15 protein-coding genes and 1 pseudogene are annotated in these 11,746 nt (G+C 72.9%); 6 read left to right on the top strand and 10 right to left on the bottom strand.

Annotation, left to right across the window (positions count from 1 at the left end; all coding sequences use genetic code 11):
* The 5 genes from HF577_RS34040 to HF577_RS34020 form a co-directional block, all read left to right on the top strand.
* Nucleotides 1–658: carbon-nitrogen hydrolase family protein (locus HF577_RS34040; protein WP_169400111.1), on the top strand; the 658-nt coding region annotated here is incomplete at its 5' end.
* Between the two features lie 11 nt (nt 659–669).
* On the top strand, nt 670–1,494 hold the full coding sequence (locus tag HF577_RS34035) for a carbon-nitrogen hydrolase family protein (protein WP_169400110.1): 825 nt from the start codon (nt 670–672) through the stop codon (nt 1,492–1,494).
* A gap of 46 nt (nt 1,495–1,540) precedes the next feature.
* The gene (locus HF577_RS34030) at nt 1,541–1,849 is read left to right on the top strand and encodes an ArsR/SmtB family transcription factor (RefSeq protein WP_169400114.1); all 309 of its coding nucleotides are present in this window, start codon (nt 1,541–1,543) and stop codon (nt 1,847–1,849) included.
* The gene (locus HF577_RS34025) at nt 1,846–2,631 is read left to right on the top strand and encodes an SRPBCC family protein (RefSeq protein WP_169400109.1); all 786 of its coding nucleotides are present in this window, start codon (nt 1,846–1,848) and stop codon (nt 2,629–2,631) included. The genes HF577_RS34030 and HF577_RS34025 overlap by 4 nt, the downstream gene beginning before the upstream one ends.
* A gap of 20 nt (nt 2,632–2,651) precedes the next feature.
* Entirely contained in the window at nt 2,652–3,161 is a 510-nt protein-coding gene (locus tag HF577_RS34020; protein WP_169400108.1) for a GNAT family N-acetyltransferase, read from the top strand.
* 9 nt (nt 3,162–3,170) lie between these two features.
* On the opposite strand, the gene HF577_RS34015 is transcribed toward HF577_RS34020, so the two are convergent.
* From HF577_RS34015 to HF577_RS34000, 4 genes are all read right to left on the bottom strand, one after another.
* The gene (locus HF577_RS34015; protein WP_169400107.1) at nt 3,171–3,680 is read right to left on the bottom strand and encodes a DinB family protein; all 510 of its coding nucleotides are present in this window, start codon (nt 3,678–3,680) and stop codon (nt 3,171–3,173) included.
* A 37-nt stretch (nt 3,681–3,717) separates the two neighbouring features.
* A complete protein-coding gene (locus tag HF577_RS34010) occupies nt 3,718–4,302 on the bottom strand; it encodes a nucleoside/nucleotide kinase family protein (RefSeq protein ID WP_211175263.1) in 585 nt (194 codons plus the stop codon).
* A gap of 17 nt (nt 4,303–4,319) precedes the next feature.
* Complete coding sequence (locus tag HF577_RS34005; RefSeq protein ID WP_169400106.1) at nt 4,320–5,552, bottom strand: cytochrome P450 family protein; 1,233 nt, start codon at nt 5,550–5,552, stop codon at nt 4,320–4,322.
* Between the two features lie 122 nt (nt 5,553–5,674).
* Nucleotides 5,675–7,321 (bottom strand): long-chain fatty acid--CoA ligase, encoded by a 1,647-nt coding sequence (locus HF577_RS34000; RefSeq protein WP_169400105.1) that lies wholly within the window; start codon nt 7,319–7,321, stop codon nt 5,675–5,677.
* 116 nt (nt 7,322–7,437) lie between these two features.
* Here HF577_RS34000 and HF577_RS33995 point away from each other — a divergent pair, with 116 nt between their 5' ends.
* Nucleotides 7,438–8,730, top strand: a complete 1,293-nt coding sequence (locus HF577_RS33995; RefSeq protein ID WP_169400104.1) for a glutamate mutase L — start codon at nt 7,438–7,440, stop codon at nt 8,728–8,730.
* A 139-nt stretch (nt 8,731–8,869) separates the two neighbouring features.
* Here HF577_RS33995 and HF577_RS33990 read toward each other — a convergent pair whose 3' ends face one another.
* The 6 genes and pseudogenes from HF577_RS33990 to HF577_RS33965 form a co-directional block, all read right to left on the bottom strand.
* Nucleotides 8,870–9,373, bottom strand: a complete 504-nt coding sequence (locus tag HF577_RS33990; protein ID WP_169400103.1) for an SRPBCC domain-containing protein — start codon at nt 9,371–9,373, stop codon at nt 8,870–8,872.
* Nucleotides 9,370–9,693 (bottom strand): ArsR/SmtB family transcription factor, encoded by a 324-nt coding sequence (locus HF577_RS33985; protein ID WP_169400102.1) that lies wholly within the window; start codon nt 9,691–9,693, stop codon nt 9,370–9,372. The genes HF577_RS33990 and HF577_RS33985 overlap by 4 nt, the downstream gene beginning before the upstream one ends.
* Nucleotides 9,694–9,737: 44 nt before the next feature.
* On the bottom strand, nt 9,738–10,262 hold the full coding sequence (locus tag HF577_RS33980; RefSeq protein WP_169400101.1) for a hypothetical protein: 525 nt from the start codon (nt 10,260–10,262) through the stop codon (nt 9,738–9,740).
* Entirely contained in the window at nt 10,259–10,789 is a 531-nt protein-coding gene (locus HF577_RS33975) for a SigE family RNA polymerase sigma factor (protein ID WP_169400100.1), read from the bottom strand. The genes HF577_RS33980 and HF577_RS33975 overlap by 4 nt, the downstream gene beginning before the upstream one ends.
* Entirely contained in the window at nt 10,786–11,478 is a 693-nt protein-coding gene (locus HF577_RS33970) for a class F sortase (RefSeq protein WP_312859559.1), read from the bottom strand. The genes HF577_RS33975 and HF577_RS33970 overlap by 4 nt, the downstream gene beginning before the upstream one ends.
* Nucleotides 11,475–11,746 (bottom strand): annotated as a pseudogene (locus tag HF577_RS33965) (hypothetical protein); the annotation flags it as partial. The pseudogene HF577_RS33965 and the gene HF577_RS33970, both read right to left, overlap by 4 nt.

Raw genomic sequence — 11,746 nt, 5'->3', positions numbered from 1 at the left:
TCCCGACGGTCCCGAGATCCGCCGCCTGGCCGCGCTGGCCGGCGAGATGGTGGTGGTGGCCGGCTACTGCGAGCGGGACGACGCGGGTGCCCGCTACAACAGCGCCGTGTGCGTCACCGGCGACGGCGTGCTCGCGAACTACCGCAAGGTGCACCAACCGCTGCGCGAGGACCTGAGCTACCGCGCGGGCGACGGCTTCGCGGCGTTCGACTCGCCGGTGGGCAGGCTGGGCATGCAGATCTGCTACGACAAGGCCTTTCCCGAGGCGGCCAGGGCCCTCGCGCTCGACGGCGCCGAGATCGTCGTCTCGGTCTCGGCCTGGCCGCTGAGCGCCACCAACGCCCATCCCGACCCGGCCCAGGACCGGTGGATGCGCCGCTTCGACCTCTTCGACCGGGCCAGGGCGTTGGAGAACCAGATCGTCTGGCTCGCGTCCAACCAGATGGGGACGTTCGGCTCGCTGCGGTTCGCGGCCAGTGCCAAGGTCGTCGACCCGGGTGGCGAGGTGCTCGCCACCACCGGTTTCGCCGCCGGCACCGCGGTGGCCGAACTCGACGTCGCGGCGGTGGTGGAGTCGGCCCGCCGCGTCATGGGCTTCCTGCGCGACCTGCGACCCGACACCTACGCTGCGGCGGCTCCGAGCCCCGCGGCCGCCTGAAGCCCGAGGCCGTGGGAACGATCCGGATCGGCGCCGTTGCGGCCGGGTTCGGGAGGGACCTGGCGTTCGACCTGTCCCGCGTCGCGACGATCGTGGATCACGCGCGCCGTGACGGCGTTCAGCTCCTCGTCCTGCCCGATGCCGCACTCGGCGGATATCTCGACGACATCACCGATCCCGACCCCACCGCCCTGCCGCCGGCACTCGACCCGGCCGGCCCCGAGGTTGCGGCGGTCGCGGAGCTGGCCAGGGAGATGGTGGTCTGCGTCGGGTTCTGCGAGGCCGACGCCGGCCTGCGGTACAACACCGCGGCGTGTGTCTGCGGCGACGGCGTGCTGGGCCTGCACCGGAAGGTGCACCAGCCGCCCGGTGAGTCCCGGGTCTACGCCGCGGGCTCGGAGTTCCGCGCGGTGGACACCCCGGTCGGGCGGCTCGGCATGCTCGTCGACTACGACAAGACCTTCCCCGAGTCCGCCCGCACTCTCGCGCTCGACGGGGCGCAGATCCTGGCGTGCCTGTCGGCGTGGCCGACGAGCATCACGAACCGCGCGTCCCGCATGGCCGACGACAGGCAGGCGAAGCTGTTCGATCTCTACGACCGGTCGCGGGCGGCGGAGAACCAGGTGGTGCTGGTGTCGTCGAACCTCACCGGCGGTGCCGGCCGGATGCGGTTCCTCGGCCAGGCCAAGGTGGTCGGTCCGGACGGCGAGATCCTGGCGCGTACGTGGTCGAAGGCGGGCATCGCGGTGGCCGAGGTGGACGTCGAGGGGTCGGTATCGGCGGCACGCCGGGTGCTCGCCCATCTGAAGGAGCGTCGGCCCGACGCCTACCAGTGAAAATGCTCTTGCAGTTATATAGCCCAATAGGTATGTTCGCGTCGTGATGTTCGAGGTGCTCGCCGAGCCCACCCGCAGACGCATCCTCGACCTGCTCCGGGAACGCCCGCGCCTGGTCGGGGAGCTCACCGCGGAGCTCGGCCTGAGCCAGCCCGGCACGTCGAAGCACCTGCGGGTGCTGCGCGACGCCGGCCTCGTGACGGTGCGGGTCGATGCCCAGCGCCGGTGGTACGAGCTCGATCCCGCCCCGCTCGCCGAGGTGGACGCGTGGCTGGCCCCGTACCGCTGGATGTGGGCCGACCGGCTCGACGCCCTCGAACGCCACCTGGATGCCGAGCCACGGGAGGAACCATGAGCGAGCGTGCGAGCGAACCATCAGCACAGCGCGAGAAGCTGGAGACCGTCGACGGCCGGTCGGTGCTGACCATGGAGCGCCGGTTGCGGCACGCGCCGGCGAAGGTCTGGCGGGCGGTCACCGAACCCGAGCGGCTCGCCGACTGGTTCCCGGCCGCGATGACGCCGGACCTGCGTGTCGGGGGCGTGGTGGAGTTCGGGTTCGGCGCCGACGGCACGGTCACCGACCTCGACCCGCCGCGGTTGTTCGCCTACACCTGGGACGACCAGCACCTGCGGTGGGAGCTCCACCCGGACGGCGCGGGCACGCGGCTCGTCCTCGTGGTCACGTTCACCGACCGTCCCGGCGCCGCGAGCTTCGCCTCGGGCTGGCACGTCTGCATCGCGGCGCTGGACCTCGCCCTCGAGGGGCGCCCCGGCACCGACCCCGGTGTGGACCACGTGGCGTTGCACGAGCAGTTCGTCGTCCAGTTCGGGCTCGACGCCGGATCGGCCGAGACCACCGCCGACGGATGGCGCGTCCGCTACGAGCGCCAGCTCACCCGGCCTGCCGACGAGGTGTGGGCCGTCCTGTCGGCGCAGGCGCCACCCGGCGCCCTCCGGGACGGCGATGTACTCGAACACGACGCCGAACCCGGTGGCCGGCTGCGCTGGGAGCTGACCGAGGGCACCGGCCACGGCGCTCGCGTGGTGCTCACCCACGTCGGCACCGGGGGTGACCCGCAGCCGGCGCTCGCGGCGGGCGGGGCCCACATCGCGAAACTCCTGGCGGCCCTCTCGTAGCCACAGGCAAGATCGACTCGATGGAACCGATGCGGATCCGGCGGGCTGAGCCGGACGAGGGACCCGCCGTGCTCGCCGTCCTCGACGACGCCGCCCGCTGGCTCGCCGCTCGCGGCGTGGAGCAGTGGCCCGCTGCCTTCCGCACCGAGTGGATCGAGCCGGCGCTCGGGTCGGGCGAGGTGTGGCTCGCCGAGCGCGCCGGTGCCGCCGTCGCCACCGTCACCCTGCAGTGGTCCGACCCGCTGTGGCCCGACGACGGGCGCGCCGGCTACCTGCACCGCTTCGCCGTGCGCCGGCAGGTGGCCGGGCTGGGTACCGAGCTGCTGGGCTGGGCGGCGAGCGCCACGCGGGAACGGGGCCGCGACCGGCTGCGCCTGGACTGCTCCGCCACCAACGCCTCCCTGCGCGCCTACTACGAGAACGCGGGCTTCCTGTTCTGCGGCGACGTCGAGGTCCCGGCGACTGCTCTGCAGTGGGGAAAGGGGCGGCGCGTGATGGTGAGCCTCTACGAGCTGTCGCTGGAGCCGTAGGGTCCGTACCTACTCACCGATTCGTCCGTCGATCAGTTCTCGGACGACGTCGAGGTGGCCGGCGTGGCGCGCGTACTCCTGTATCAGGTGCAGCAAGACGCGTTCGAGGGTTGCCGGCTCGGTGTCCGGCCAGCGTGGACCGGGTTGCCCGCGGTCGGTCAGCCGGTGGTCGCGAACGATCGTGCGGGTGCGGGCCGCCTGACGGTGCAGGTCATCGATGAGATCGACCGGGCGCTCGTCCTCGGAGACGAACCATTGACCGTTGCGGGAGTCGGCCCAGGGATGCTCGACCCGCTCGCCGGCGAAGCCCCACACCATCCAGCGAAGTTCGACGTAGGTGAGGTGCTTGATCAAGCCCAGAGGTGTCCAGCCTGAGACGAGACGGCTGGCACGAAGCTCCTCATCGGGCAGCCCGTGAACTTTGTCCACGATGACGGAGCGGAAGTAGTCGAGGTAGCTGAGCAGCGTGTCCGCATGCGTCGCTCGATGATCCGTCGGTGCGGGGAACGGCAAGCTCATCGGCCCCAGTCTTACAGCGCCGGACGGACGGCGGGTGTCAGGAGAGCAGGACGAGCTCGGTCTCCACGTCGTGGGGGACCGACGGGGCGCCGTCCACCCGCAGGTCGGCGTGGGCCCGGGTGCCGTCCTCGGCGAAGTGCGCCGCCTCCTGCCGGGCCCAGCGCTCCCAGTGCGGCCGGTAGCTCTCGCCGTCACGCTCGATGCCGCGGCGGAAGCGTTCGGTCCGCGGTGCCTCCACCCACACCAGCAGCGTCGTGAAGTCCCGGACCGGCCGGGCTCCCGACGCCACGCCCTCGACGACCAGCAGGGGCGGCACCCCCAGGTCGTGTTCCTCGGCGTAGGCCCCGAGCTCCCAGTCGTAGCGGCGGTACCGCGCCGGCGCCCGGGCAGCGAGCGGGGCGACGACCCGGTCGTGCAGCAGCGGCACGGCGTCGGCGAGGCCGTCCCAGCCCGGGTAGAGGTCGTCCATGTGCACCAGGGGAGGGTGGCCCAGCGCCGCGGCCAGCCGGGTGGCCAGCGAGGTCTTGCCCGAGCCGGACGGCCCGTCGACGCACACCAGCCGGGTCGTCCCGCACGACGGTGGGGCGGCGAGCACCCGGCCGGCGACCTCGGCGATCGGCACCACGAGTCCCCGGGCGCTCAGCGGAGCTTCACCGGCAGCGAGGCCAACTGGCGCATGCCCGGGACGGCGGCCCAGGTCTGCTCGGCCGCTTCCAGTGCCATGGCGGGGAAGCGGTCGAACAGGCTGCGCAGCGCCACCTCGCCCTCCTGCTTGGCGAGAGCAGCACCCAGGCAGTAGTGGATGCCGTGGCCGAAACCGACGTGCCCGTCCCCTCGGCCCGCGGGCCGGCGGGTCACGTCGAGCCGCTCGGGCTCGTCGTAGGCGCGGGGATCCTGGTTCGCCGACACCAGCACCGCCTGCACGGCCTCGCCCGCCGCGATAACCTGGCCGCCGACCTCGACGTCCGCGGAGGCGTAGCGCAGCTGGGCGATCTGCACCGGCCCGCACCAGCGCATCAGCTCGTTCACCGCCGTCGGCCACAGCTCGGGCTCGCGGCGGAGCGTCTCGAGCTGGTCGGGGTGGGTCAGGAGGGCGAGCGCGCCGTTGCCGATCAGGTTGGCCGTGGTCTCGTGTCCGGCGGTCACCAGGGCCAGGACCATCGTCACCATCTCGACGTCGGAGAGCTGGTCGCCGTCCTCGTCCTGCGCCCTGATCAGGTCGGTGAGCAGGTCGTCGGCCGGCTGGGCGCGACGCTGGTCGATCAGGTCGTGGGTGTAGGTGACCATCTGCCGCACGGCCGTTCCCATCGCGCCCGGTGCGATCGAGTTGCTGGCCGCGCCCATCTCGCGCCACAGGGGCCGGTCGGCCTCCGGGATCCCGACCAGCTCGCAGATCACCGTGATCGGCAGCGGGTAGGCGAACTCCGAGATCAGGTCGACCGACCCGTCGAGGCCGTCGAGCAGCGCAGCGGCGATCTCCTCGACCCGCGGGCGGAGCGCGTTGATGCGCCGCACCGTGAACGCGCGGGACACCAGCTTCCGCAGCCTGACGTGGTCGATGCCGTCGACGTCCAGGATCGACGAGGTCATGTAGGGGACGAACTCGCGGGAGATCCCGAGCATCTCGAACATCTGGTCCCGGTTGGCCACGGCGTCGGTCCCAGCGGTCGAGACCGGACTGTTGACGAACCGGGGGTCACCGAGCACGGCGCGCACGTCGTCGTAGCGGGTGACGTACCAGGCGGGGGTGCCGTCGGCGCTGCGCCCGAGCACCACCGGCGCCTCCTCCCGCACCAGGTCGAACCCGCCGCGCGGGTCGGCGATGAGCGCGGGATCCAGGATGTTCGGCCCCGTGGAAGGCGTGGTGGTCATCGTGACGCTCCGTCTGTCTGGTCTCGTGGTGCTCGGTGGCTCGGTGAGCGTGCGGGCCACCGGACTCACGCCGGTTTCATCGCGGTTTCAGACCAGGCTGGCGGTGTAGGTGTCGTGGCCGGTCAGGCCGGGCCCGCGGAGCTCGGCACGCCCGTCTGGTAGCCGCCGAACTTCTCCCGCAGCGTCTTCTTGGAGAACTTGCCGACGCTGGTCTTGGGCACCTCGTCGATGAACTCGACCGCGTCGGGGATCCACCACTTCGCGACCCGGGGCTCCAGGTGGGCGATCACCTCCTCCGCGGTCAGCGTCTCGCCGGGCTTCACCACGACGCACGCCATGGGCCGTTCCACCCACTTGGGATGCGGGATCGCGATCACGGCGGCCTCGGCGACCTTGGGGTGGGACATGATCTCGTTCTCGAGCTCGACGGAGCCGATCCACTCGCCACCGGACTTGATCAGGTCCTTGGTCCGGTCGACGAGCCGGACGTAGCCGTAACGGTCGATCGTGGCGACGTCACCCGTGCGCAGCCACCCGTCCTCGGTGAACTGCACGCCCTCACCCTCGCCCCGGTAGTACTCGGACGCGATCCACGGCCCGGCCGCCTGAATCTCGCCGGTGGCGGTGTCGTCCCACGGCTGGGTCTCGCCGGTGGACGGGTCGACGAGGCGCAGGTCGACCAGCGGCACGGCAGGCCCCTGCCGGGCCCGGACGTCGGCCCGCTCGGCCTCGCTGAGCCCGTCATGCTGGCTGCGGGTGACGGCCACCGTGGCGATCGGGCTCGTCTCGGTCATGCCCCAGGCGTGCAGGAGCGGCACACCGATGGCCTCCCGGTACCCCTCCGACAACGCCTTCGGCACGGCCGACCCGCCGCAGAGGATCGCCCGCAGCGCCGACAGGTCGTGGTCGGGCAGGAGCGGCAGCATGCCCATCCAGATGGTGGGGACGCCGCCGGTGACGCTCACCCGGTGCTTCTCGAGAAGCGCCGCGATCGCCTGCGGCGTCATGTTGGGGCCCGGCAGCACCACGTTCGAACCGGCGAGCAGGCAGCCGTACGGAAGGCCCCACGCGTTGGCGTGGAACATCGGGACGACGGGCAGCACGACATCGCGCTCGACCAGGCCCACACCGTCGGCCATCAGCGAGATCAGCGAGTGCAGCACTGCGGACCGGTGGCTGTAGACCACGCCCTTGGGGTTGCCGGTGGTGCCGGACGTGTAGCACATCGCGGCGGCGGAGCTCTCGTCCTCGATCACGAAGGTGCCGGCGAACGGGGTGGCCGCGGCCAGCAGCGCCTCGTAGTCGTGCACGCGTGGGTCCTCCGGCACCTCCGCGTCCGAACCGTCGTCGATCACCACGAAGTGGCGCACCGTCTCGAGCTTGTCGACCAGCGGCCAGAGCACCGGCAGCAGGGACCGGTCGACGAACACGACCTCGTCCTCCGCGTGGTTCACGATGTACACGAGCTGCTCGGGGAAGAGCCGGATGTTCAGCGTGTGCAGCACGCGCCCGGTGCACGGAGCCGCCAGATAGAGCTCCAGATGCCGGCGGGTGTTCCAGCAGAACGTGCCGACCCGGCTGTCGGCGCCCACGTCGAGCGTGTCGAGGACGGTGGCGAGCCGCCGCACCCGCTCGGCCCATTCGGCGACGGTCATGGAGGTCTCGCCCGCGGCCTCGACGCTGACGATCGTCTTGTGCCCGAAGTACTGCTCCGCCCGGTGGAAGACGTGCGGCAGGGCGAGGGGACGGTGCTGCATCAGTCCGAGCATCGGGCCTCCAGCTCGCTCTGCGTCTGGTTCATGCCGGAAAGCTACCGTCGGCTCCCGCGGTTGACCATCACGCCAATTCACGCCAACCGGTCGCACTGCCGTTAGGCTCGGTTGCCGTGACGCCCCCGAACCAGGCCGCTTCGGTCTGCCTCGACGTGGGTTCCACCTGGACGAAGGCAGTGCTGGTGCGCTCCGACGGGGCGCTGGCGGGCTTCGCCGAGCATCCGACCACGGCGGGCGACGTGCTCACCGGCATGGATGCGGCCGTCCGCGCCGTGTCGGCCGCCGGCCCGTCGGGCCTCGGAGCCGAGCCCGAACTGCTCGCCTGCTCGTCGGCGGGAGGCGGGCTTCGGCTCGCGGTCGTCGGCAGCGAACGGCTGGTCGCCACGGAGGCGGGCCACCGCGTCGCCTGCTCGGCAGGCGCCCATGTCGTGCACGTGCACGCGGGTCCGCTGGAACCGTCCGACGTCCGGCTGCTGCGCAGCTCCCGGCCCGGCGTCGTGCTGCTGCTCGGTGGCGCCGACGGGGACGATCCGGCCGACCTGCTGCACAACGCGGGGCGGCTGGCGCGCGCCCGCATCCGCACCCCGATCGTGCTCGCCGGGAACGCCGCGGCCCAGGACGACGCGCTCGCCCTGCTGAGAGCCACCGGACGCACCGTCATGGCGTGCGCCAACGTGCTCCCACGCCGCGGCGAACTGACGCCGGGACCGGCGCGGGCGGCGCTGAGCGAGCTGTACCAGCGGCACGCGCTCGGCGGCCGGGGGCCGGCCGTCGCGCCCCGGTTCCGCAGACTGGTGCGCGTGGCCACCCCGGACGCCGTCGGCCACGCGGCCACGGCGCTCGCCCGGATCTGCGACGCCCGCGTGCTCCTCGTCGACGTCGGCTGCGCCACCACCGATGTGCACTCCGCCGACCAGGCCTCCGTCCGTCGCACGGTGGAGGGTGATCTCGGGGTCCGCGCCGCTGCGGGCGGGGTGCTCGTCGAGGGCCAGGCCGAGGGCGTGGTCGACCCGGTCGAGGCCGACCTGCTGGGCCCGACGGTGGCCCGGATGGCGAGCGAGATCGGGCTCGTCCCGCGCGATGCGGGCAGCGCCGCAGAGGACCGCCGGATCGCGGCACTCGCCTCGGTGATCGCCGTGCGCCGCCACCTGCGCGTGTACGGCGACGTGGGACGCGAGGTGGAGCTGGTCGTGCTCTCCGGCGGCGTCTTCCGTCAGCGCGACCGCTCGGGCGGACTCGCCGCTGTGGTGGCGACGCTGCGCAGCGACCCGGTGCTCGCGCCCGCCCTGCGCGACGCGCCCGTGGTGGTGGACGCCGACTTCGCCGTCGTGCCGGCCGGACTCCTCGCCGCCCGGGGCCGCACCACCGCGGCCGAGTCGCTGCTGCGCGACCACCTGCTCGGCTGAGCCACCCGGAACGGGCGACTCGCGGGCCCGAAACGGGCGACTCGCGGACTGGAAACGGGCGACTCGCGGGGGGTTCCGCGAGTCGCCCGTTTTCCCCGCGCGAGTCGCCCGGTTTCCGTGGGTGAGTTGCCCGTTCCGGTCAGCGGTAGAGGGGCTCGCCGGTCTCCAGCAGGGTCTTGAGGTCGCTGAGGATGACGCTCCAGCCCCCACCGGCGCCCGAGGCCGGGGCGCTGATCGACTCGGCGGTGATCGGTGCGCCGGTGACGTCGTGCGTGATCGTCAGCGCGGTGACCCCGCCCATCTCGGGCTCGATCTCGTAGGTGAGCCGCGTGAAGCCCTCCGCCACCAGCTCAGGGGTGAAGAGCATGCGCCAGGTCTGGACCAACCGGCGCGGAGGGTCGACCTCGATCACCTCCCCGTCGACCACCGCGGAGTCGGCGGGCATGCCGTGCGCGACCATCTCCTCGCTGGGTAGTGACCGGTACGCACCGCCCGCCCGCAGCTCGTATTCGGAAGGGGTGTTGTAGCCGTACCGCTTGGTCCACTCCGGGCTGATGATCGCCTCCCAGATCGCCTCCGGCGTCGCCCGGATGTGCACGCGGTACACCTGGACGGTGGTGGTGGGGACGGTGGTGCTGGTCATGGCCGCTTCTCCTCGAGCTCGGACTTCAGGTCCATGAGCGCCGCGATGCGGTGCTCGGTGTACTTGTCGATCCACCGGTCGTGGATCAGCCGGATCGGCACCGGATTGAGGAAGTGCAACTTCTCCCGGCCCGAGCGGCGCGTCACGACGAGGTCCGCCGCCTCCAACACGCCCAGGTGCTTGCTGACCGCCTGCCGCGACATGTCGAGTCCTGCAGTCAGCTCCCGCAGCGTCTGGCCGTCACGGGCGTAGAGCCGGTCGAGCAGCTCACGCCGGCTCGCATCGGCCAGGGCGTGGAAGACGGTGTCGTCGTCCTGCACGTGAACGAGAATAGGCAACTAAAAGGTTGCCTGTCAACGCCGGATCAGCCGGGCTGTTCCTCGGACGCGGCGCTGCGCCTGCTCGCGGTTCCCGGACTCCTCGTCGGCGTGGGGCGCTGTTCCGCACGGGGCGGCTCGGCCGGCGCGACGCGGGTGACGGGCGCGGGGCGGGACCGCTGCGCCGCGGGTGACGGCTCGACGGTGGGGAGCGGAGTGGTCGCGGTCGTCGGCGCGGCAGGTCTCGGCCGCACCGCGTTCGGCGGTGCCGGACCGGGGGGAGTGGCAGGCGCCGGGGCATCCGGTGTGAGCAGGGTCGGTGCCGCGGGCGCGACGGCGGGCGGCCGGGCGGGGGTCACCCGCGGTTCCCGGGCGGTCGTGGTCACCACGGCCGTGCCACCGACGACCAGCACGGCGGCCACCGCCGCGGCGAGGGTCTTCGCGTGCTGACGGCGACGGTGCAGCCGCTCCTGACGGGCCCGGACGCCGGCGAGCAGCCCGGCGGCCGAGATGCCCTCGTCCAGGGCCGGGTCACGGAGGCCGGCTCGGAGTGCTTCCTCCGCGTCGGTCATCGCCTGCTCCCTTCGCTCGTGCGGTCGGCCCGGAAACTGCGCAACGTGGTCAGCGCCCGGCGGGCGTGCGAGCGCACGGTGGTCTCGCGGCACCCCAGGAGCGCCGCGATCCGTGCGTCCGGCTGGTCGTGGTAGTAGCGCAGCACCAGGACGGCCCGCTGGACCGGTGGCAGCAGCGCCAGTGCCTCCTGCATCTCGTCGCGTCGCACGACGACGTCCTCGATGCCCGGTGCGGCGCCGGGGCCCAGGTCGGGAAGCTCGGCTGTCGGGCGCTCGGACGACGACAGCCGCCGTCGCCACGACAGGAAGTCGTTGAGCACGGCCTTGAAGACGTAGGCCCGGACGTCGTCGACGCGGGACACCCGGGACCACGCGAGGCCGATCCGGGCGAGGACGTCCTGCACGATGTCCTCGGCCCGGTGGTGGTCCATGGTCAGCCGGCGTGCGAACGCCACGAGCTCGGGACCGTGGGTGAGCACGAACGACTCGAACGACGGCGCTGCCGTCGGATCGTCGACGGTCCTCACTCGCCTCGCCCAGCGGATACCGCGGAAGCGTAGACGACGATGTTGTCCTTGTAGCTGCGCGCCGCCCGGTCGAACTCGCCGCCGCAGGTGATCAGGCGCAGCCCCGCGTGGTCGATGTCGCCGTAGACGGCGTCGGTGGGGAAGGCGTCCTTCGGGTAGCGGGCGACGGAGTCGACCTGGAACGTCACGGTGCTGCCGTCGGTTCGCGTCACCTCGACGCGATCGCCGGGCACGAGCGCCGCGAGGTCGTAGAAGACGGAGGGGCCGAAGCGCGCGGAGTCGACGTGCCCGAGGATCACCGACGGTCCGAGCGCTCCGGGTGTGGGCGAGCCGTCGTACCAGCCGGCCTGGTTCGCCTCCGGCATCGTGTCCAGCGACGGCACCTCGACGGTGCCGTCCGGGTTGAGGCCCAGCGTCAGCAGCGGCGTGTGCACGTCGATCGCGGAAATGTCGAGGCGCACCGGATCCGCCGGGGCCACCACCACGCCCGCTCCCGCCGGGGCAAGCGACGCGGCGGCCGGGACCGGCTCCGCCCGGGTGGGACCGGAGGCTCCGGTTCCGGCCAGCACGAGCGCGCCGGCCCCGGCGAGAGCCAGCAGCACGGTGAGCACCACCAGCACGGGGAGGCGGCGCGGGCCGCCCCGCCCGGTGGCCCGGGCCGGGGCGGGCTCGCCGTGCTCGACGCTCACGCCTGGGTCGCGTCCCGCCTGCGGCGGGCGAGGGCCATGCCGCCGGTGCCGACGGCCCCGGCCAGCCCGAGGCCGCCGAGCGCGAGCAGCGCGATGTCGGCGCCGTTCGCGGTGCTGCCACCGCCGGTGTCGGGGGCTCCCCGGGGCGCCCGGACCTGGGGCCGCCCCTCCTGTGGTGGGGCGGGAGCGGGGCGCGCCGGCGAGGGCGCCGCAGCGGTGGGGGCCTGTTCGGCCGCTGCGCTGGCGGCGGCAGCGGCCCGTTCCGGGC

The organism is Pseudonocardia xinjiangensis, assembly GCF_012911925.1.
In the GTDB taxonomy this organism is placed as follows: Bacteria; Actinomycetota; Actinomycetes; order Mycobacteriales; family Pseudonocardiaceae; genus Pseudonocardia; species Pseudonocardia xinjiangensis.
Note: the sequence above shows the minus strand (reverse complement) of the source record. Positions and strands in the feature narration are given on the sequence as shown.

Excerpts from the sequence above, each read along its gene's own strand:
- HF577_RS33990 (WP_169400103.1), bottom strand. The coding sequence starts at position 9,373 with ATGACCAGCACCACCGTCCCCACCACCACCGTCCAGGTGTACCGCGTG.
- HF577_RS34020 (WP_169400108.1), top strand. The coding sequence starts at position 2,652 with ATGGAACCGATGCGGATCCGGCGGGCTGAGCCGGACGAGGGACCCGCC.
- HF577_RS34015 (WP_169400107.1), bottom strand. The coding sequence starts at position 3,680 with ATGAGCTTGCCGTTCCCCGCACCGACGGATCATCGAGCGACGCATGCG.
- HF577_RS34005 (WP_169400106.1), bottom strand. The coding sequence starts at position 5,552 with ATGACCACCACGCCTTCCACGGGGCCGAACATCCTGGATCCCGCGCTC.
- HF577_RS34000 (WP_169400105.1), bottom strand. The coding sequence starts at position 7,321 with ATGCTCGGACTGATGCAGCACCGTCCCCTCGCCCTGCCGCACGTCTTC.
- HF577_RS33980 (WP_169400101.1), bottom strand. The coding sequence starts at position 10,262 with ATGACCGACGCGGAGGAAGCACTCCGAGCCGGCCTCCGTGACCCGGCC.
- HF577_RS34025 (WP_169400109.1), top strand. The coding sequence starts at position 1,846 with ATGAGCGAGCGTGCGAGCGAACCATCAGCACAGCGCGAGAAGCTGGAG.
- HF577_RS34030 (WP_169400114.1), top strand. The coding sequence starts at position 1,541 with ATGTTCGAGGTGCTCGCCGAGCCCACCCGCAGACGCATCCTCGACCTG.